The organism is Caballeronia sp. dw_276 (assembly GCF_018449635.1).
GTDB lineage: Bacteria > Pseudomonadota > Gammaproteobacteria > Burkholderiales > Burkholderiaceae > Caballeronia.
The window spans coordinates 138,923-159,368 of sequence record NZ_JAAVUV010000004.1; the positions used below are offsets into that span (position 1 = coordinate 138,923).

The 20,446-nt window shown below is 57.1% G+C and carries 14 protein-coding genes; 9 read left to right on the top strand and 5 right to left on the bottom strand.

All coding sequences use genetic code 11. The features are described from left to right. Positions 1–816: 816 nt before the first annotated feature. On the top strand, positions 817–2,400 hold the full coding sequence (locus HB633_RS09430; protein ID WP_213777841.1) for a hypothetical protein: 1,584 nt from the start codon (positions 817–819) through the stop codon (positions 2,398–2,400). 110 nt (positions 2,401–2,510) lie between these two features. Here HB633_RS09430 and HB633_RS09435 read toward each other — a convergent pair whose 3' ends face one another. The 3 genes from HB633_RS09435 to HB633_RS09445 form a co-directional block, all read right to left on the bottom strand. Beyond that, positions 2,511–2,780 (bottom strand): hypothetical protein, encoded by a 270-nt coding sequence (locus HB633_RS09435; RefSeq protein ID WP_213777842.1) that lies wholly within the window; start codon positions 2,778–2,780, stop codon positions 2,511–2,513. A gap of 206 nt (positions 2,781–2,986) precedes the next feature. Continuing rightward, positions 2,987–3,862, bottom strand: a complete 876-nt coding sequence (locus HB633_RS09440) for an ATP-grasp fold amidoligase family protein (RefSeq protein ID WP_255580870.1) — start codon at positions 3,860–3,862, stop codon at positions 2,987–2,989. Positions 3,863–4,004: 142 nt separating this feature from the next. Beyond that, positions 4,005–4,976, bottom strand: coding sequence for a helix-turn-helix domain-containing protein (locus HB633_RS09445; RefSeq protein WP_213777844.1), 972 nt, complete (start codon positions 4,974–4,976; stop codon positions 4,005–4,007). A 1,049-nt stretch (positions 4,977–6,025) separates the two neighbouring features. Between HB633_RS09445 and HB633_RS09450 the strand changes: the two genes are divergently transcribed. The 7 genes from HB633_RS09450 to HB633_RS09480 all read left to right on the top strand — a co-directional run bounded on the left by HB633_RS09450 (position 6,026) and on the right by HB633_RS09480 (position 15,802). After that, on the top strand, positions 6,026–6,760 hold the full coding sequence (locus tag HB633_RS09450; RefSeq protein ID WP_213777845.1) for a Crp/Fnr family transcriptional regulator: 735 nt from the start codon (positions 6,026–6,028) through the stop codon (positions 6,758–6,760). Positions 6,761–7,080: 320 nt separating this feature from the next. Beyond that, complete coding sequence (locus tag HB633_RS09455) at positions 7,081–9,399, top strand: polysaccharide biosynthesis tyrosine autokinase (RefSeq protein WP_346730290.1); 2,319 nt, start codon at positions 7,081–7,083, stop codon at positions 9,397–9,399. 63 nt (positions 9,400–9,462) lie between these two features. Beyond that, positions 9,463–10,587, top strand: a complete 1,125-nt coding sequence (locus HB633_RS09460; RefSeq protein WP_213777846.1) for a glycosyltransferase family 1 protein — start codon at positions 9,463–9,465, stop codon at positions 10,585–10,587. Between the two features lie 30 nt (positions 10,588–10,617). Then, positions 10,618–12,066, top strand: a complete 1,449-nt coding sequence (locus HB633_RS09465; protein WP_213777847.1) for a hypothetical protein — start codon at positions 10,618–10,620, stop codon at positions 12,064–12,066. A gap of 38 nt (positions 12,067–12,104) precedes the next feature. Then, positions 12,105–13,115, top strand: coding sequence for a glycosyltransferase family 2 protein (locus HB633_RS09470; RefSeq protein ID WP_213777848.1), 1,011 nt, complete (start codon positions 12,105–12,107; stop codon positions 13,113–13,115). Between the two features lie 40 nt (positions 13,116–13,155). Further along, the gene (locus tag HB633_RS09475; protein WP_213777849.1) at positions 13,156–14,466 is read left to right on the top strand and encodes an oligosaccharide flippase family protein; all 1,311 of its coding nucleotides are present in this window, start codon (positions 13,156–13,158) and stop codon (positions 14,464–14,466) included. Between the two features lie 148 nt (positions 14,467–14,614). Next, on the top strand, positions 14,615–15,802 hold the full coding sequence (locus HB633_RS09480; protein ID WP_213777850.1) for a glycosyltransferase: 1,188 nt from the start codon (positions 14,615–14,617) through the stop codon (positions 15,800–15,802). Positions 15,803–15,839: 37 nt separating this feature from the next. Here HB633_RS09480 and HB633_RS09485 read toward each other — a convergent pair whose 3' ends face one another. Together HB633_RS09485 and HB633_RS09490 are read right to left on the bottom strand one after the other, a co-directional pair. Continuing rightward, on the bottom strand, positions 15,840–16,430 hold the full coding sequence (locus HB633_RS09485; protein WP_213777851.1) for a phosphatase PAP2 family protein: 591 nt from the start codon (positions 16,428–16,430) through the stop codon (positions 15,840–15,842). Between the two features lie 55 nt (positions 16,431–16,485). Continuing rightward, positions 16,486–17,694: an O-antigen ligase family protein gene (locus tag HB633_RS09490; RefSeq protein WP_213777852.1), complete on the bottom strand. Its 1,209-nt coding sequence runs from the start codon at positions 17,692–17,694 to the stop codon at positions 16,486–16,488. Between the two features lie 1,226 nt (positions 17,695–18,920). Here HB633_RS09490 and HB633_RS09495 point away from each other — a divergent pair. Continuing rightward, on the top strand, positions 18,921–20,435 hold the full coding sequence (locus HB633_RS09495) for a mannose-1-phosphate guanylyltransferase/mannose-6-phosphate isomerase (protein WP_213777853.1): 1,515 nt from the start codon (positions 18,921–18,923) through the stop codon (positions 20,433–20,435). The last annotated feature ends 11 nt before the right edge of the window (positions 20,436–20,446 follow it).

The window sequence follows — 20,446 nt, forward strand, 5'->3', positions numbered from 1 at the left end:
ATTGGTCTAAGGGTTCTCGCGCGTCTTAATTGTATGAAGATAAGTCTATTCTGTGCTACATGCGCGCCGCTTTGCTTGAGATAAGACGAAAAAAATCCTTCGCATTTGATTACATCGAAGCTGATTTGTCAGATTAATACAGAATATGAATTTCATCATACAATTATAATTTACCGATTCAACCCATATTCCATTTCATTAGAAAGCGATTTCCGAATTTAATACCGCGAGTTTCAGTTAAGGGTCAGAAGAAATATAATTTTTGCTGAAATCATCCTATTAATGTCCGGCCAGTTTGAGTAAATATTTTTGCGTCGCAACAGGTCGTGGGAAGAATTTCGCTATTTAACTGAATATTACTGATTCGTTTGTGGTCTAGCGCACATACCGGGTACATTTACACCCGTGGTCAGTGGGAAAGGTAGACTTTGCCGAATCGCTCCAGTAAGCGGCATACTCGGTTAAACGTTTGCGTAATAGACATTACGGCGACTGCTTTGACAGCCGCGATACCGGGGTCGGGTTCGCACGCAAGTGTTCCAAGTGCACGACGAAGGCGTGTGGTCACATAGGTGACTGCAAGCGTCAGCTATGCCTTCGCATTCGTGATCCCAGGTCGCAAGCAGTCCCAATCGTTTAGAGCGCCATCTGTTACTGAGCACGGAATGGGTCAAATAATTCATTGGGTTAGTTAGATATACGAAGTAAATAAAGCGTTTCGGGCGCCCCCGCGCCCAACAGCATTTCGTGTGTCGAAAACTAAAAATCATTTGCTTATTTTCTGTCGGGCTTTTCTCGACAGTGGACGAACTCGCCATGATCAAACGACGTCAATTTCTTGGTTGCCTTACCGCGGTCGGTGGCAGCTATCTTCTAACCGCATGTGGCGGTGGCTCGAGCGATGGAATCGGTAACGCCGGTGCAGTCGCAAACAGCGCAACGAACGGCGCCGCAGTCGGAAACGCAGTCGCCAATGCCGCAACCACGGCATCTGCCAACGGCGCTAGCTTGCCTTCGGGATCCTCGATCACAGATAACTCTGGCAACGTCTGGACGCTTTCAGGAGGGGTGGTCTACAAGAACGGTTCGGTTGCAGGCGTCAACTACAACGCCGCTTTGGTGCTCTGGTATGGCGGCACCATCTATCACCAGAACACTGGCGGCCAGTTTTACTCGTGGACCGGTTCCGCATGGTCAGCCAGTCTCGATCCGCGCACGGCAGGCACTTCTGCAGATGGCGCGACCATTCCGTCGGGGTCGGTGCTGATCGACAAGCTAGGCCGCAAGTGGACAGTAAGCAGTGGTGTCATCTATAGAGACGGCACAGTCGTCGGCGTCAACTACAACGTGGCTTTGCTGCTTTGGTACGGTGGCGTGATGTGGCACAAGAACACCGGCGGCCAATTCTATGTATGGACCGATGCCGCAGGGTGGCTGGCATCTGCGGATCCGCGCACTCCCGTCGCCGCTACCGCCGGCAGCTTTTTCGGCGTGAACGGTCACTGGGACTACACCTATACCCCGGCTCAGATCATCTCCATTTTGAAGAGCATGGGCTGCAAGAGTTATCGTGTGGGATGCAGCGACGACCCGAAGCAGCTTGCCGCTGTGGCAAAACTCGCAGCTGCGTTTCAGTCCGCTGGCATGACGCTGCTGGTGCTCATCAACCAGGGCATGACCGATGCCAGTGGCAATGTGCTGAAGGGCGAGAGCGTCGCGTACAACCAGGGGTACATGGTTGGATCGACGGTAGCGAATGCGCTCAAGCAATATGGCGTGACGATGTACGAATGCGGCAACGAGCTGACGCGACAAAACTCTACTATCCTGAACTTCACGGAAGCGGGCACCAAGGCTGTCGATTTCAATAATGCGAATTGGCCCGCCATGCGTGGCGTCATGCGCGGCATGATAGACGGGGTGAAATCGGTACAGTCGAACGCGAAATGCGGCATCAACTTCTGTGTCGCGGACGTCGGCGCGGCCGATGCGTTGTGGGAAGGCACGCAACCAGATGGAACCCGCGGTTATCCGAAAGTTCGCTGGGACATCACAACGTGGCACAACTACGAAGTGTATGGCGACATCTTCAATATCGGCACTGACGGCGCAGGCCCGGGCTTCGATCTACCTACGTACTGCAAGGCGCGCTACGGTGTTCCGTTCATGATCACGGAGTGGAACACGGGTCCGGAGCAAACGCAGGCTTATCGGGCGAATTACATCACGTCGCAGTTGGGGAATTTCTACGCGGCGAGAAAGACCCACAACATTCTTTCTGTGATGTATTACGTACTCGATAGCGGAAACAGCACGTACGGCATCATGATCAATGGTGCCCCACTCAGTGCGCCGTATGCGGCGTTCACCGGCTTTACAGCGTCGCATGCGGATGTCTGAGACCAAGCTTTGGTAAGTCGATTGTTCGAGGTTACAAGGGCCGGGGTAGCGTTGCGCTATCCCGGCTCTTTGCATCTGCAATGCGGGCGAACTATTCCAGCGCCGTGCCATCAAATTCCCTTGCTCGCTTCTTGCTCAATCTGGATCGGCACGCCACATTCTCTGCTTGCAGTGAACGTGCGAGTCGTAAGAAGATTGGCGGCAACGATTGCATCAACCGCTGTAAAGTGTGAACTGTCCGGCTGACGTTGGTATTGGCCGCTTTCCATTGCATTCCCATTCACCCACATCGTCACTCGACCCCGCCCTATACGCATGAGCGCGCAGATGAAGCCGATCAAATTTGCCAATGCCAAGTCTATCTTCGGCTTGGCCGTCATGGTGTTTCTGCTCGTCGTGACGGCAGTGTGGCTTAGTCTGGGTGGGATCTTTACGCGGAAAGGCAGGGAGTGTTTCAGGAATATCTTCGGCAACAAATAGCAGCGAGTACGTACCGCCATTTATGGCGATCGATATGTTTAGGTTTCCTGTATTAATTGCAAAACTTTCCCGTTTTTACAGAAGCGTGTTGTGTGCTGTCCGCGCTTCACGACAACAGCCGGCCCCATTCGTAGTCCACGCCGTCCGGGCCAAACGGCAAAACGCCGGCACCTGGCGTGAAAGTCAGCTCCCCAAAATAGACATCGTTGTCCGGCGCATACAGATCCACCCGGACGTAGTCGAAGTCTTCCGCAAGAATAGCCGCAGTGTCCAATATCGCCTTCAGGTTCTCCGGCGCAGGGCTGGGCGAATCGCTGCGTTTGTAATAGCCGATCGCCACATCGAGATGATTCCAGTTGATGTCGTACACATCACCGTGCGTGTTGCTTCCGAACCTGTCCGATATCACGAGTATGTACATGACCGGCCTTCCCGTATTGCCGCCAAAACAGTGCAGCTTGTAGTCAGCAGGGATCTGGCCACTTTTGTCGAGTAAAAGTTTTTCGAAAAAAATCCGCGGCTCGATGTTCGTGTAATGGCGTTCCCGTCCGACCTTATAGAAATCCGTCGCGAGCCAACGTGCGCCAAGCGTCTGCAATTTCTCGAACGACGTTTGCGACTTATCTCTCACCACTTCCACGAAGCTGCTGCCGTGGTTTGCTTTCATCACGAACGAGTTCGGCAGCGCATCGAAGACCGATTGCGTAAAGCTGTCGGGCGCCGCTATCAGTGGAACCAGATGCTCTTCGCCGAGTTTTGTCCGCACGTAGTCGCGAACGGTCAGCTTGTCCGTCAACTCGGCATAGCGGGCATCGGGCTTGAGACTGCGTTGCAGGATCTTTTCGTTGAAAGTGACCGGGTGCAGCAATCGTGGAAAGCGGCCAATGAACTTGCGATGCATCAGAGTGAGGAACAGCGCATCAGGCAACATCGACTTGGCGCCTTCCTTGATTTTCCTGCTCAAGGAAGCGGTCGATTGCATCGTGGCGGGCTTCTTCAGCGGTGAATCGGCCGTCGTCAAAGCAGACGTTTGATTCGAAACCACGATCTCTTTCAGCGGCAGCGCTGAAGAATTGCCCCGGTTCGGCGCGGCATTCCAATCGCCAAACTGCCCTGTTTTGGTTTTACGCATGCTTTCCACTCGTGCTAAGCGCAACCAGGTCGCGTTGCAGCGATTCAGCGTCCGATAGTGAGGACCTCGCTGTTGCGTCCCGGGCGTCTGCTGTGTTAGGGGATTGCGCCCCGGCCCGTATCTGTCCGCGGGACCGGAAGTGCATTGGTGAAACGCCGAAGCGCTGCCTGAACAGACGTCCCAACCGATTGCCGTCCCCCATGCCGCAACGTCTCGCAATCTTGTCGATAGGCAAGTCCGTATCCATCAACAGCGTGCACACGATCTCAAAGCGCGTTCGGATCAGATATTCCAATGGCGTTACGCCGAATTCGGACTTGAAGCGACGAAGATAGTTGCGCTTGCTCATGGCGGCCGACTCTGCTGCTTGCGCCACGGAGATCGGCTTGCTGTAGTTTTCCTTGATCCACCGGGCAGACTCGTGGATCTTTTCGGTTGTCGTGCGTGCGTTCAGGTCGTCAAGGTCGGGCTTGGTGCGCTGGATGGCGTGCGGTTGCAAGACGCGCGCGATTCTTCGCGCGGTATCGGCGCTCAGGTCGCGTTCGATTTGAGCGAGCGCCATGTCGGCAGGCGTCGTGGTGGTTGACCAGTCCGCGACCGGTGCGTCCTTGAACCAAAAGATCGGCACTGGGGACCGAGCCAGATTCTTTGGATCAAAGACGGAGTTGGCGCCCGGCTGGCTTCGCAGGGACGCTTCGCGGCCAGGACGTGACATCCACGACAAGAGGCGGTCGTCAGGGCTCCCTGCTGCGTCCGCATCGCGGCATGCCACAAAAAACGCATGGAAATCGATCAGCGCGTATGTCTCGAGCTTCTGCGTCCAGATGGAAATGCTGGAAGAGCTCGTGACGAAGCCGCCAGCGTCCGACAACACCGATAGTCTGTACGGAGGCTCACCGCCGCCGGCCTGTTCGAACTCATTCGCAAGGCGGAAGGCTTCGCCGATTGCCCCGGCGTTTGCCACGGAGCATTCGTTTGAGATCAGCAGCCCAATGTGTCGTTTATTAACTTTAGATTCATCCCGGTGATGTATGTCGCTAGGCCGATAAAAGTCCGTCAACGTGTCCACTATTTATTCCTCCAAAGCTGCAAGCATGACTTTGTGCAACACAGCGTAGCTCCGCGCAATAACCAGCTGATGAATTGGCGGAGCGGTCCTAATGAATGGCGAATGCAGCGGCTTGATTAAGAAATAATTACTCTTGATCAAAAGAATTGCTTGTACATTAACGGTCGACGGAAAGATTTTCCGATCGGTATTATTAATATAAAAACGAATTCAGGCAGGAAGGTGGTGCCACGGGCTTTTGTGTAACCCTATACAGAACAAGACTTTAGCTAGTTTCGTTCCTGCTGGACGTGACATGTCCAACTTCCTGCCGAATGTATCAGAAGACCAGAAAAACAGAAAAGATTCTAGATATACAATTTCTGTTACACATATTGCAGATCGCAACAATTCTTTCTTTCCCTATGAAACCCGTAAAGCGTTCAACATAATCGGCCAATAGTTCTTGATTTTAAGCCTTGACCGATTTCATTCGATTTCCCCGGTCTATGCTTCAACGCAACATGAAAGGGAAATTGAGTTTGGATTCCTCAGAGGATTGAGTGAATTCGGGCTAGGCCTTTTCTGAACGCGCTTTCGGCGCCTGGATCAGCCTCCAGCATGCAGTGCGCCGCGGCGAATCCATGAATCCAACCTGACACACGTCGAAAGCCGCTTGAATATCCGGCGGCAAATTTGGCGGGTTCAGGGTCTGCGTGTTTATCAAATCGGAAATGTTGTCCGCGATCCGGGTGTTCTGCCGCTCGCAGCGTATGACGTATTCAACCCGATGCCTTCAGAGCCAAGCGTGTTGCGTTGGCGCAGAACCTGCGAATGCATGAAGACGTGCGCCAGTGACCTTGCCGCGGCTCTGGCGTGATTTAGCTGGATTTCGCAAGCGGAATGGCGAAGGCGGGGCTATGGCGTAGTACGCGTTTTTTATGGACAACAACAGGGCACTCTAAATGCTAAGAGCCGAGGACGAAGGGCACACGAATCATTTGCTTGACGCACTGCCCGCCAGAGAATGGCAAGCGCTGCATCCGTTCCTCGAAACCGTTTCGCTTCGAGAAGGCCAGGTGCTGTGCGAGAGCGGGCAACCGATAGAGCATGTCTACTTCCCCGTGACGGCGGTCGTATCGCTTATCTACCGGATGGAGGATGGCTTGTCGAACCAGGTCGCAGCGGTAGGTGCGGAGGGAATGATCGGCGTGCCGGTCCTCACAGGCGGCAAGACGATGCCGATGAGTGTCCAGGTGCAGTTCGAGGGAACTGCATATCGGATGAAGGCCGCAGCTTTGCAACAACAGTTCACGAGTTCGGACGGGTTGCGAAGGCTCTTGCTGTTGTATATGCAGGCTTTGCTCGTGCAGGTTGCGCAGACCGCGATCTGCAACCGGTACCACTCGGTTTGCGAGCAGGTGTGCCGATGGCTGCTTCTTGAAACAGATCGTATGCCGGGCAACGAGGTTCAGGTGAGCCATCAGTTGATTGCGGAGATGCTGGGTGTGCGCCGGGAAGGCATCAGCGCGGCGGTCGGCAAGCTGCAGGACGCGGGCGTGATTTATACGAGCCGGAAGTCCATCACGGTGAACGACCGTGAAGGGCTGCAGGCTCATGCGTGCGCGTGCTACGGCGTCGTAGCGCGCGAGTTCAGCAGGCTGCTGCCGCAGGTGCCGGCAAGGGAAGAAGTTGTATGACGGTGACCATCCTTGAATGCGCTGTGCGCACAACGGGTCACACGATATGCATGGGAGCTGAAGGCAGATGCTCAAACGTTTTGGAGTACGGATCGTGGAAGATTCTATTAAATGTCTCGAAAATTTCCAGCCAAGTCAGCGGAAAACCCGTTCCGCGTTTCCTTAGGCGATTACTTCGCCGTGGACTTGCCGGCTGCTTGAACGTAGCGGGCTGTCCCTTTCATCATTCTTAGCGGGCCGTGCAGTCGTGCGGCATTACCCGACAGCGGCACCTTCGCCGCACGGTCGCGACATACATTGAACATCGAAGGAATACGCCGGTGGATTACTACCCTTCAAATTCGCTAAATCCCTCTGCAGGCCATGAGCGCGGGCAACTCAGCGCCAAGGACATGCTCAACCTGATGCGGGATCACATCTGGGAGATCCTGGTCGCGACCGTAGTTGTCGTCGCGCTAGCGGTGGCCTACATCTTCATTGCGCCTCCAGTCTATTCTGCCGATGTCCTCATTCGCGTAGACCCGCCGGAACAAAACCAGTTGGGTATCGCGCTGCAGAACCAGGAAACGCTGCCGCCGCCCGCACCCGCGCCAAGCGCTGAAATGGCCGTGATGCGCAGCCGCTCCGTGCTTGAGCCCGTCATCGAAAAGTATCGCTTCGATGTTTCGGTCACGCCGCATACGTTCCCGCTGCTCGGCGATATCGCGGAAAAATTTGCTACGCCGGGTGAACCGTCGGCGCCGTGGCTTGGCCTCAAGTCATTCGCCTGGGGCGGCGAACGCGTGCAGGTCGGAAGCCTCGATGTTCCGCAAAGCCTGGAAGAAGAAAAGCTGAAGCTCATTGCACTCGATGGTGGCCGATATGAACTGCGGGGTCCGTCGAATGAATTGCTGGTGAGCGGCATGGTCGGCGTTCCCGCCAGCGCAAACGGCGTGTCCATTGTGATGAAGCAACTTGTTGCGCGTCCGGGTACGTCGTTCGAGGTGATCCGCTGGAACGACCTCGACGCCGTCAAGCGTTTCGCCGACACGGTGAAGGTCAGCGACAAGGTGAAGGATTCGGGCCTGATCGAGATCGAGTACGCGGACAAGAGCCCCGCGAAAGCGACGGAAGTCACCAACGCGCTGGCGGCGCAATACCTGGCTGCCGCGGTTGCCAGCCGTCAATCCAACGACACCAAGACGCTCGCGTTCATCAACGGCGAATTGCCGCGCTTGCTGACTGATTTGCGCAAGTCGGAAGAGGCGCTGAAGAGCTACCGCTCGACCGCCAATTCGATGCAGCCGACAGCTGAAGCGCAGTCGTTCCTTCAAGGTGGTATCGACTTCGATCGCCAGATTGCAACACTGCAACTGCAGCGCACGCAATTGCTCGAGCGCTTTACGCCGACGAGCCGCTGGGTCCAAAACGTCGATACCCAGCTCGCTCAGTTGAACAAGGCCAAGGGCGAATTCGACGGACGCTTTCGCAGCATGCCTTCGTCGGAACGCCAAAGCGTCGATCTGATTCGCGCGCAGAAGGTTGCTGAAACGATCTATCTCGGGATGGTCCAAAAGGCCGAACAGTTGACCGTGCGGCGGGCAAGCACCTCGGGTGGCGCTCACGTGGTCGATACCGCTGTGCGGCCGCATCGTCCGGTCAAGCCGAATCGTCCCGCGGTACTGGGCGGTGGTGTGGTGCTGGGTCTTCTCACTGGTGTGTTCCTTGTCTTCATGCGCCGCCACGTGATGATCGGCGTGACGGACCCGCGTTATGTCGAGCGCCGCCTGAGCGTGCCGGTCCTTGGCGAGGTCCTGTTCAGTCATCAACAGATGCGTCTCGATCCAAGCAGCGCAGGCGTGCCAAAGAAGGCGCTACCTCCGGTCTTGAAACCTGGACTTCCGTTCCCGCGCGCTGAGCCGGTAGGCGACTTCAGCAACGCTGGCACGCTGGACGGCATCGGCAGCAGGGTGCTCGCTGCGCGCTTCCCGCATGACCCATCTGTCGAGGCGTTGCGTGCCGTGCGTACGGCGCTGACACGCGACCTGGCCCATGCTCCGAACAACATCGTGATGGTCACCGGTCCTACGCCTTCGGCGGGCAAGAGCTTTGTTGCGGCAAATCTTGCCGTGCTGCATGCTGAGACGGGCTCGCGGGTTCTTCTGATCGATGCAGACATGCGTCGCGGCCATCTCGCGTCGTTCTTCAAGCAACGCAATCGCGGCGGGCTGGCCGAAGTGCTGTCCAACCGCATGCCCGTGCGTAACGCGCTGCGCCAGGTCGGCGTGGAAGGCGTGTCGTTCCTCTCATGCGGTGTACGCCCGACCAACCCGGCCGCGTTGCTGATGCAGCCCGGGTTCAAGGAGTTGCTGGATCGGCTCAGCAAGCAGTTCGATCTGGTGATTGTCGATACACCTCCGTTCCTCGCCGTGACAGATGCCTCGATCATCGCAAGCGAAGCGGGTTCCTCGTTGCTCGTCCTGCGCTCGGGCATGCAAAGCGAGGAAGAGATATCCGATACGGTCAGGAAGCTCGCGCGTGCCGAAGGGCGCATTGCGGGTGCAGTGTTCAACGGAATACCGCTTAAACGAAGCAACCGCGGCTATGGCTATGCCACGAACTATGCAAGCGACCACGGTGATGTGGAAACGGTTCACTGAGTTCGCTGGATCAACAGCGCGCCCCAAGCCGGGTGCGCGCCACATCGTTCAAGGGAAGGTGCAATGGCCATAGCAATTAACGGGAAGTTCACGTCGCAAAGAATCACCGGCGTACAGCGAGTTGCATTTGAATTGACGCGCGCCATGCAAATGCGCGCGATGCCGGGCAAGGAGCTCGAAGTCTTCGTGCCGCAGGATGCGGTGGCGCCCGGCACGTTGCTCAAGCGGCAAAGACGCTTCCCATGGTTTCGGGGCAACCTGTGGGAACAGATCACGTTGCCGATCGCATCGCGAAAGACCACGCTCGTCAACCTGTGCAATACGAATCCACTGTTCAAACGCAGGCAGATCGTGATGGTTCATGACATGGCGGTCTTCGATGTACCCGAAGCGTTCTCCAAGAAATTCCTGCTTTGGTACAAGCTCCGGTTTTCGATACTGCCGCGACTACAACCGCTGATCCTGACCATCTCGACGTTCTCGCAAGAGCGTATTTGTCATCACCTCAAGCTCGATAAATCGCGTGTGGTCGTGTTGCCTCCGGGCGCGGATCATCTCGACCGTATTGCTTCGGAACCGGCGATCATCGATCGTTTGAAGCTTTCCAAGGATTCGTATTGCGTGATCGTGGGAAGTCTCGATCCGCGCAAGAACCTGCAGCGCGCGCTCGAAGCCATCAAGCTGCTCGGGCACCTGCCGGACCTCAAGTTCGTGATTGCCGGCGGCAAGAATTCGCGGGTGTTCAAGGCTGCGAGCAGCACTGCGCTCGACGCCGCGACCGAAGACAAGCGCGTGGTCTGGGCGGGCTTCGTGTCCGACGGCGAACTCAAATCGCTTTATGAAGGTGCCGCGTGCCTGATCTTTCCATCGCTCTATGAAGGGTTCGGATTGCCGCCGCTCGAGGCGATGTATTGCGGCTGTCCGGTGATTGCGTCCACGCACGCTTCGATACCTGAGGCCTGTGGACAAGCGGCGATGTATTGCGATGCGACCTCTGCCGATGACATCGCAGAGAAGATCTCGCTCATGATGAGCGACAGCGATTTGCGGCAGCATTACCGCGAGATCGGTCTTGAACACGCGCAGCAGTTCCGCTGGGACCGCGCGGCGCGTGACCTGCTGAGAATCCTGCAGGAAGATTCCAGTCAGCGTCCGTTCAACCTCACGCCGCGCGCATCTGCAGGTTAAGCCCCATGAATCCGCATTCGGGGTGGCCCAATGTTTGACCAGCGGTACAAGCGCGGAAGACGGCGCGCGTTGCAAACGCTCGCAGCGGTGGCGACGGTGCCGTTTCATGCGATGGCCGCAACGGCTGTTGCCGTTCCTGGTTCGAGCACTACCGGCACGCGCCGGCTGACGCAATTGATCGGAAGCAACGGGTGGGCTGGCGCGCCGCAAGACATCGCAATGTGGCGGCAGATGGGTATCTCCTGGGGACGCGATGTAGCAGGCCCGGGGCAGCCCGATTCCCCGCATGACGCAATGCGCGTCGACAGAACGGGTCCGCGCTATGACAGCGACCTTTCGCCGGTGCTTCTCAGCAACAACCGGAATGGGTTCCGGTCGCTCTTGCTGCTTGCCTATACACCGGGCTGGAACGCGACCGTTGCTGACGATTCGAAATCCGCGCCCGTCGACGTCGATGCGTGGACGCAATACGTCGATGCAGTCGTTCGCAAGTATTCGGCGCCGCCGTACAACGTGCGCTATTTCCAGATCTGGAATGAGGCGGCTGGCCGCTTGTCGGGCGGTCTGCACCAGGCGACGTTCTGGCATGGCCCGAGCGCAGATGGCGACAAGGACGGCGTGTACGACCGCGCCATGCAGGACTACGTCGAACGCATCCACATACCGGCGGCGCGGATCATCCGCAAATATCGCTGCCACATCGTGTACGGCGGCTGGCCCGATCAGGGCGGGGTCGAAACTTACATCAAGTGGCTTGAATACAGAAGTCCGGTGGTCAATGCACGCATGCTCGACTGGGTCGATTACATCGACATTCATTACATGAAGGTCGCCGAGCTGGACCCGTTGTATCAGCGTTATGTCCGCAACGGTCCCGCTCGGGGACTCTGGCAGACGGAAATTGGCGACCGCTACATGGAGGACCCGCACTATCTGGCGCGGTACTTCTTCGACTTTGCGGTGTGGGCGCTGGACCGGAACTGGGACGACCCGGACAAGTACGTATCGATGGTCTATCACTGGGATGGTGTCGAGCCTTTCCGTCTCACTCAACGCGGAACGCCGCGGACCTACACGGTTTCAGGCCGTGCGTTGATCGTGTTGAACCGGACAGTGCCAGGCGCGCTGCAACGCGTACCGGCGCAATTGAAGCTGGGCCCGGATGTCGCCGGCAGCGCGGTGTATTCGAACAAGGACCTCGTATTTCAGGTCGCGGCTCCAAGCGGCTGGCGGACGATCTCGGTGCCTGGACTCAAGGCTCCGGTGTCGAGCCGCGCGGACGTAAGGTTTATCGATGCCTTGACGGGCCAGGCCGCGCCCGCCAGCGACGTTGCGCTTACATGGGGCAAGGATAACGGCAGCGACACCTTGAATATCCGCTTCAAGGTTCCTGAAATTGTGAACGGCGCGCGGAAAAAACCGCCGGAAGTGCCGGTGCATCTGGCGTATGTGGTCGTCAGCACGCGGCAGGTAGCCTGACTTTGCCGACCGAAATCAATAGCCCGTACAGAGGCATCATGAAACACGTGACCATCGTCATCTGCAATTACAACTACGAGCGCTTTATCACGCAAGCGATCGAGTCGGCGTTGGACCAGGACTATCCGGCGACGCGCGTGGTGGTCGTCGACGACGGTTCCACCGATGGATCGCGCGCGATCATCGCGAGTTATGGATCGCGCATCAAGTCGGTGTTCAAGGAGAACGGCGGGCAGGTCTCCGCCTACAACTGCGCGGTCGAGATCATCGATACCGACTACGCCATCCTGCTCGATTCGGATGACCTGCTTTATCCGACGGCGGTATCGGAAGTCATGGGGGCGTTCAACGCCGGTGATTACACGAAGGTGCAATTCCGGCTGGACGTGATCGGACCGGAAGGCGAGCCTACCGGTACGCACGTGCCGCATTCGGAGCCGCCGGCGGATTGCGGCAGCCTGCTTAGAAGAGGCTGGCTGTATCCGTCACCGCCTGCGTCCGGCAATGCTTATAGCGTCAGTGCGCTGCGCGAAATATTTCCGGTGCCGCAATCCAGCGTCAATCGCTATGGCGCCGACTTCTATGCAATCTACGGCGTTGCATTGCTCGGCCCCGTCGCGACCATTTCCAAATCGTTAGGCGCTTACCGCGTACATAACGCAAGCGCGCCCAGCGTGTCGTTCGCAAATTCGGAGAGCCTGACTAAGGCGCCCAAGGCGTTGAACATGCGTTGGACCACGCTCAAGGAAATAGCCCGCTCACGTTTGAACGTGGAATTGCCGGCTACCTTTCATGACTTTTCGCACGAGAAGGCGCATTTCTGTTCGGGTGTCTATCACGCGCCACTCGCGGCGCGCTGGCACTGGATGACACGCGAATCGCACGGTTATTTCCATTCGATTGTCGCGAACCCGTTTTGGGGCGTTAAGAAAAAAGTGGGCACGCTGGTTCTCTCGAGCCTGTGCCTCTTGCCGTACGCGCCGTTGTCGGACTATGCGGTTCGCTATATCGCGAATCCACTGGCACGCCGTCGCGTGGCCGCACGCTGATACGTGCTGGCCGCCACGCTGATTAAGAGAAAGGAACGGAATGGATAAGAAAGAAAACGCCAAGATTCTGGTGTTCGTTTATGGCGGATACGTGATGAGGTATTTGTACCTCATCGTCGTCATTCCGTTCTATGGACGCGTGCTTGGCGTAACGGAATACGGTCGCGTACTTGCGGCCATGTCGCTCATGAACGTGATCTGGATGCTCTCGAGCTACGGGTTCACGTTCGTCGGCATGCGCGACGTCGCCAAGTCGCACGAGGCGAGTCACCATAACGCGGTCTTCTCCTTGCATTCGAGCGCGCGTGTCTTTACGTGCGCAATAGGCATTGCCGTCGGCGTCATCGCCACGTTGTCTTCACCGGCGCTCGCCGAGCGTCCCGCGATGGGGCTGTTGGCGACCGCGCTTGGCATTGTGTCCGCATTGAATCTTGGTTGGCTGTTCCAAGGGCGTCAGCGTTTTCGTACGCCGATCATCCTTGAGGTCGTCGGCTTTGCATTAAGCCTTGTCTTGATTCTGTCGATAGTAAGAGGCCCCGCGGATTCGGTCTGGGTTGTAGCCAGTCTGCTGATTGCCGGAGCAATCTCCGCTGCCATCTCTTATGGCCTGACCTTCGCGCACATCGGATTTCCGCGCTTCAAGCTTGATGGCATCGTCCCGCTCATTCGCGGCTCGACCATGCTTTTCTGCTATTCGACGGGTTCGGCCGTGTTGACCGCGTCGTCCACGTATCTCCTCACGCTGCTGTCCACGCCGCCTCAGGTCGGTTATTTCGGCGCGGCCGAACGTTTTGCGACGATCGGGTTGAGTTTGATGGGCCCTGCAGCGCAAGTGTTTATCCCGACTATTTCACGTCAGCTCGCACAGGGCGACAACGACGGTGCACGCGTCACCAGCCGTCGCGGCGCAAGCTTGCTGATGGGATACGGGTTGCTTGCGATGTGCGGTGCGCTGACCTTGTCGCCATTCATTCTGCCTTTGATTCTCGGCGCCGCATTTGCGCCTAGCGCGCACGTGCTGCAGTGCCTTGCTGTGATGTTCCCATTCGCGGCCTTCAACCAGTTTGTTGCGTTCTACGTATTCGTGCCGCGCAAGAAGGATCGCTTGCTCGCGATCGCAGGACTCGCTTCCGGCGTCGCCAATCTTGCGGCCGCTCTGTTCCTCGCGCCGCGTTACGGCGCTATCGGCATGGCGTTTGCGCGCGTAATTGGTGAAGCCACGCTTTCCGTAATGCTGATGGGCTTGATGGTCCGTTCGGATATGACGGGATTGCTGCCGGGTTCGGCTAGAGCCCTGGCAATGTTCCGTACCGCCTTTGGTCCACGCACGCCCGTCAGCGGCAAGGAATGAGTCACATGTCCAATTCCAGCGCCGGGCGTTTTACATTATCCACCCGGCGTGAGGCTCCGCCGGGCGCCATCTTCAGCATGCTTTGCATGACCCGGAAACAGCGGCGCATCCACGGGCGCTTTCGGCCTTAAACGTACAGGAGGTAGAAGTGAAAGTTGCTATTGTTCACGACTGGCTGGTGGTGTCGGGTGGAGCTGAGAAAGTGCTCCAGCACATCATTGAATGCTATCCGCAAGCCGACGTGTTTGCGCTCGTCGACTTCCTGGAGGATCGCGCTTGCCTTAGGGGCAAATCGGTCAAGACATCGTTTATTCAGAAGCTGCCGTTTGCGAAGAAGCGCTATCGCGGATATTTGCCGCTGATGCCGCTCGCGATCGAGCAACTCGATTTGTCCGGCTACGATCTCATCATCTCGAGTTCGCATGCGGTCGCTAAAGGGGTACTGACAGGTCCCGACCAGATGCATGTCAGCTACGTACATTCGCCGATTCGATACGCGTGGGATCTCCAGCATCAATATCTGCGCGAGTCGGGCTTGGCAAGTGGTTTGAAGTCGGTGATGGCGCGCGTTCTGTTGCACTACATTCGCGGCTGGGACGCACGCTCGGCCAACGGTGTGGACCACATCCTGGCGAACTCGCAATTCATTGCAAGGCGCATCAAGAAGGCGTATCAGCGCGATGCAACCGTGCTTTATCCTCCCGTCGATTTCAAGGGCATGACTTTGAACACTGAGAAGGACGACTTTTATGTGACAGCGTCGCGCATGGTCCCGTACAAGCGCATCGACCTGATCGTAAAAGCATTCTCGCAGACGCCGGAGCGAAAGCTCGTAGTGATTGGCGATGGCCCCGAGATGAAACGCATCCGAGCAGTTGCCGGCGACAACGTGACCATCCTGGGCTATCAGTCGTTCGAGGTACTTCTCGACCATTTGCGCCGTGCGCGCGCGTTCGTCTTCGCTGCAGAAGAAGATTTCGGTATCTCGATTGTGGAAGCACAGGCTTGTGGCACGCCTGTTATTGCGTTCGGGAAAGGCGGCGCACTCGAATCTGTCATCGGCTTGCCGCGCGAACGTCCGACCGGTGTGTTCTTCCGTGAACAGACGACTGAGTCTCTACTTGCTGCCGTCAGCCAGTTCGAAGCCAACGCAAGCTTGTTCGATCCACGGCAATGCCGAAGAAATGCCGAGCAGTTTTCTGCAGAGAACTTCAAGGCGAAGCTGGTTGATTTTATCGATGCAAAGCTGCCCCGCGTACGCCCGGATGTGCCGTTCCTTTATCCGGTCAAGGACGTGAGGCCGGCTGAAGAGCACTCGCTGGTGGACTACGGTTGATACTGTGCGGGCGGCGCCGCATGCCGGCGTCGCTAAGTTAGAAGAATCGCGCGATGTTCGCCGCAAAGCGATTATGTAGCCCAGTGGAATGCGCATCGATCAGCCGTTCGAACGGCGCCGTGTGTCCGTAGGTCAGCACCGAAACAAACAATAAGACCGCCGTGGCGCCGATGGGACTAAAGCGCCCCGTCTCCCCGCGCCACGCGCTTCGCAAAACCACCGCCGCAACCAGCGCGCCGAGCGCCCATCCAATCGCCACTTCCGATAAAGAATGGGAATGATCGTTGACGCGTGCAAGCCCTGTGAGCGCACCCAGCAACAGGCCGCCAGCAACGCCTAGAACGGGCGGCAAACGCCAGCTTCGCAGCAGCAACGCGAACGCCACGGTCCATACGGACGTCGAGAGCATCGCGTGTCCGCTGATCACGCGGAAGTCGATGGCAGGAAACGAGATGTCCCAGCCGGCGTACAGGATCTTGGTTGCGCCTACGAGCGCCATGCCAAGTGCGAGCGCCAGCACCCAGCGCAATGCCAGCCGCAGGTCCGATTTTGCAAACCAGACGGTGCAAATAAACGCTGCGGGCAACGTCATGGCTGCATCGCCGATGTTGGTAAACACTGGCCACATAAAATGGATTGTCCTTGTCTTGACGGGCCGCCTCGCTTGAAGGCCAGCCCGTCGCTTACATTGAATATCGTGCCGGCGGACGCCATGCCAGCAACAACGACACAACGAGGGAAAGAATGAGCACGTTCGACGGCGACACCAGCCTGTGCTCAGTCGCCGCCATGACAAGCAGGCAGATGGCCGACAACTCGACGAATCTATAGGCGGTGAAATTCACGCCTCGCTCGGCGATTGCAGAAACCGCTGCACCGTCTTTGGCCCACTGGATGAGCCGCCAGTAGAAAGCGAGCATGAGTGTGAGTCCAACTATGCCAGTTTCCGCAAGGAAGTTCAGATACGAATTGTGAGCATGTGAATCGCTATGTTCGACGGTGATCCCTGAAGGAATGCCGACGAGGCCGAAATACGACGTCACGGTATGGATCTGGTCGTCAAACGAACCGAAACCCAGTCCGATGATCGGGCTTTGCTCGAAGTAGGCGAGGGCGCGCGGCCACAGCCACTCATAGCGGATATTGAGGTTGGCGACCTTCGCATCCGCGTTCGCGATAGTGAAGGTGTAGCCCATGTAGTTCACCGTGGGATCGGTGTTGTGGATTGCCATCGCAATCGAACCGGCTAGCAGAACCACGATGAGCGTGGCCAGGCACCAGCGCTTACGGTTGAAGAACAGATAAGGCAGGACCGCCATGGCACCCAGCAACGATCCCCGGCTATAAGTGGAGAAAAGCATCAGCAGGTTGAACGCAAGCATGGCGAGAAGCAGCTTGCTGCGTTGCTGGAGATAGCAGGCGAGGCCGAGACAGAACAACATCGCGAGAAATCCGCCTGCCGCGTTACGCGCAATGAAGTAGCTGCCAAAACTCAGGTCGGGGTTCGTGAAGATTCCCAGCAGGCCGCTTTGCGTGATGTAGTACAGATACAAAGGAACGTTGATCACGATGGCGAACAAGTAGAACGTGCGCAAGACCTTGTTCAGATCCCATCGATGAATATAGAGGCAACCGGCGAGGATCGGTGCATACGAGATGAAGAAGTTGCCATCGCGCCTGTAGAACTCGAAGGTTACGAGAGCGATAGGGTCGTACAGCAAGGTCGAGATCACGGCGAAAGCGGTGAACGCGACCAACGGCGTAATGAACCGGGGATAATTTCTGCCGAAGAAGCGCCAGCCGCACAGGAAGATTGGCAGCAAGCCAACCGCGCTGAGAGGCACGAGATTGGTAACGGTAAGGAATAACGCAAGCAGCGTTACGTAAGCCATTGCGGGTCCTATTGTTTAGACGGCGCACGGCCGTTCTTGGATGGCCGGTCAAGTACGACCGGTCAGTTCAACGTGGTCAAATGATTGGAGAACGCGTGACGCATGCATCGCGCGGGCACGCGGAATTTTACCGGTCCTTGGTGCTGCGTGGGACCGGCCAATTTAAATGTGGGGTCTTAGCGAAAGCTGTTCGAGACGCGGAGCGCAGATACGTTCAGTTCTTCGTCGAGCGCGGCGTATTAAACAGATGTTTTGGCGGAACACAGCAGGCGTGCGTCGGATCCACGGCCGCACCTAAACGCATCACTTAGCGTGGGCTTTCATTTTCCACTGTTTCCACATTTAAATTTTAGTTTGTTGAAAACAATTGCTACTGAACGTAACTTAATGCGTCTGTATTAATCGCAATGTTCAACAGGTAATTCCGAGAAGATTTTATTTACACCCTGTCACATTATCAGCAATGCTGACGTATTCGCGTGTGCTTCGGTGGAGCCGACCTGCCAACACCACGCGAGGCACTTGAGGATCCGCGCCAAAACCTCAACGCTTTACGCCAGGAAAACCCTAATGCAATTTACTCTGCATATGATTCGGTCATCGAGCACGCTTTCACAAGCCCTTGGTTCACCCGGCAACGCGAGGCGTGATCTGAGGTTAGCCAATGCGAGAGGAATACCGATGTCTGGCCCTTGCAAGCTTCATGTTCAACCCAGCAGTACCTCACAAATTCAGTTGTCCCGGTTTTGCTTCTTTGCCGCAGGCATTTGTTGCGTATCGCATTCAAGATGCTCAGGCCAGTAGCTTGCTGCTAAGTCCGTAGTCTTCATTGCAGGACGTAAGTTAACCTTAGAAGTTTGAAGGGACCTCCGGTTCATTCTTTAGACCTTAAGTGTGGCCCTTGGAAGATCAAGACGCACTGCCAAAAAAGTTTCAGGCGCATCCGGCGCAGTTGCAATCTAAGCACGCCGTTTCGCGTATGTACCGGCTCGTTGATGCATTCAAGCGAGCGCGTTCAGCCGACAACAACGGCACGATCCAAGTCGATCAAGCCAGGAGACTCATGACCTGCTGATTCGCATTTTCGAATGCGGGACGGGAATTGTCCGCGCGGCCGAATACATGACGAATGGCGGGGCAAATTATTTACGCGTTTTCATCGCGCAGAAATATTTGAGCGCGCAGAGAAATGCCCGGTAACGGGCTCAAGCACAAGGAATATGAAAATGGACAAGCTAAAGTTGGGCATCGACGACGCCGCTGGCGCAACCGTTGCAGAAGGCGCCGCAACAGATTGCCGCCGTCTGGTGCAGGTGATCCTTGCGGGCGGTTCCGGCACGCGTTTGTGGCCTGTCTCGCGTGAACATTTTCCCAAGCAGTTGATTGGCGTGATCGGCAACGAGTCCTTGTTGCAGGCTACCGTGATGCGCATGAAAGGCTTTCCGGCGGGTTGGGAAGTTGCGGCGGACCCGGTCATTGTTTGCGGTGAAGATCATCGCTTCGCAACGGGCGAGCAGGTTCGTGCAAGCGGCGTAACCGCGCGTATCGTGGTCGAGCCCGCACGTCGCGACACGGCGCCGGCGCTTACGCTTGCCGCATTGTCGGCGGTCGCAGATGGCGACGATGCAATCCTCGTCGCAATGCCGGCGGATCACGCCATAGCAGACCTGGAAGCGCTTCACGGCGCAATCGATATTGCCGCACGTCACGCGCAAGCAGGCGAGATTGCAACGCTCGGCATTCCGCCGACCCGTGCCGATACCGGCTTCGGCTACATCCGCCTGGGCGCACCGCTCGACAACGGCGCACACGCGATCGAGCGCTTCGTCGAGAAGCCGGCTGCCGAACTCGCAGCTCAGTACGTTGCTTCGGGCAGCTACTGGTGGAATAGCGGTATCTTCATTGTGCGCGCGTCGGTATGGCTTGCAGCGCTCGAACAGCTTCAGCCGGAAATGCATGCAGCGTGCGTAGCGTCGTTCAAGCAGGCAACGCGCACCGATGAATACCTCCGCCCCAATGCGGCCGCGTTCGCAACGTCGCCGTCGGACTCCATCGACTACGCGGTGATGGAGCATCTCGGCAAGTCAGGTTCGCCGTTCAAGGGTGTGGTCGTTCCGCTCGAGGCCGGCTGGTCAGATCTCGGTTCGTGGGATGCCGTATGCGATGCGCTGGAGAAGGACGAAGATGGCAACGTGGGAAGCGGCCGCGTGCTGTTTGAAGGTGCGACTGCAAGTTATGCACGTTCGGAAGGTGGCAGGCTGGTTGCGTGCGTGGGGACGAACAACATCATCGTGGTCGAGACCGACGACGCCGTGCTCGTGGCCGACCGTTCACGCGTGCAGGACATCAAAGGCCTTGTTTCCCGCATCAAGCTCTCGAAATCGCCTGAAGCGGACATGCACAGAAAGGTGCGCCGGCCGTGGGGTTTCTACGATTCCATCGACAATGGTCCGCGTTTTCAGGTCAAACGCATCGTGGTGAATCCGGGTGCGCGCCTGTCGCTGCAGATGCATCATCATCGTGCCGAACATTGGGTCGTTGTCACCGGAACGGCGCTCGTCACGCGCGGCGAAGAAGAAATCCTCCTCAGCGAAAACGAATCGGTCTACATCCCGCTGGGCGTGAAGCATCGGCTCGAAAACCCCGGCCGCGTGCCGCTCGAAATCATTGAAGTGCAGTCGGGCACGTACCTCGGCGAAGACGACATCGTCCGATTTGACGACAAGTATGGCCGCAGCTAAGCCAGAAGCCA

What these genes read in the sequence shown, in the direction of transcription:
- HB633_RS09430 (WP_213777841.1), top strand. Translation starts at nt 817, where the DNA reads ATGATCAAACGACGTCAATTTCTTGGTTGCCTTACCGCGGTCGGTGGC.
- HB633_RS09435 (WP_213777842.1), bottom strand. Translation starts at nt 2,780, where the DNA reads ATGACGGCCAAGCCGAAGATAGACTTGGCATTGGCAAATTTGATCGGC.
- HB633_RS09440 (WP_255580870.1), bottom strand. Translation starts at nt 3,862, where the DNA reads ATGCAATCGACCGCTTCCTTGAGCAGGAAAATCAAGGAAGGCGCCAAG.
- HB633_RS09450 (WP_213777845.1), top strand. Translation starts at nt 6,026, where the DNA reads ATGCTAAGAGCCGAGGACGAAGGGCACACGAATCATTTGCTTGACGCA.
- HB633_RS09460 (WP_213777846.1), top strand. Translation starts at nt 9,463, where the DNA reads ATGGCCATAGCAATTAACGGGAAGTTCACGTCGCAAAGAATCACCGGC.
- HB633_RS09465 (WP_213777847.1), top strand. Translation starts at nt 10,618, where the DNA reads ATGTTTGACCAGCGGTACAAGCGCGGAAGACGGCGCGCGTTGCAAACG.
- HB633_RS09470 (WP_213777848.1), top strand. Translation starts at nt 12,105, where the DNA reads ATGAAACACGTGACCATCGTCATCTGCAATTACAACTACGAGCGCTTT.
- HB633_RS09475 (WP_213777849.1), top strand. Translation starts at nt 13,156, where the DNA reads ATGGATAAGAAAGAAAACGCCAAGATTCTGGTGTTCGTTTATGGCGGA.
- HB633_RS09485 (WP_213777851.1), bottom strand. Translation starts at nt 16,430, where the DNA reads ATGTGGCCAGTGTTTACCAACATCGGCGATGCAGCCATGACGTTGCCC.
- HB633_RS09490 (WP_213777852.1), bottom strand. Translation starts at nt 17,694, where the DNA reads ATGGCTTACGTAACGCTGCTTGCGTTATTCCTTACCGTTACCAATCTC.
- HB633_RS09495 (WP_213777853.1), top strand. Translation starts at nt 18,921, where the DNA reads ATGGACAAGCTAAAGTTGGGCATCGACGACGCCGCTGGCGCAACCGTT.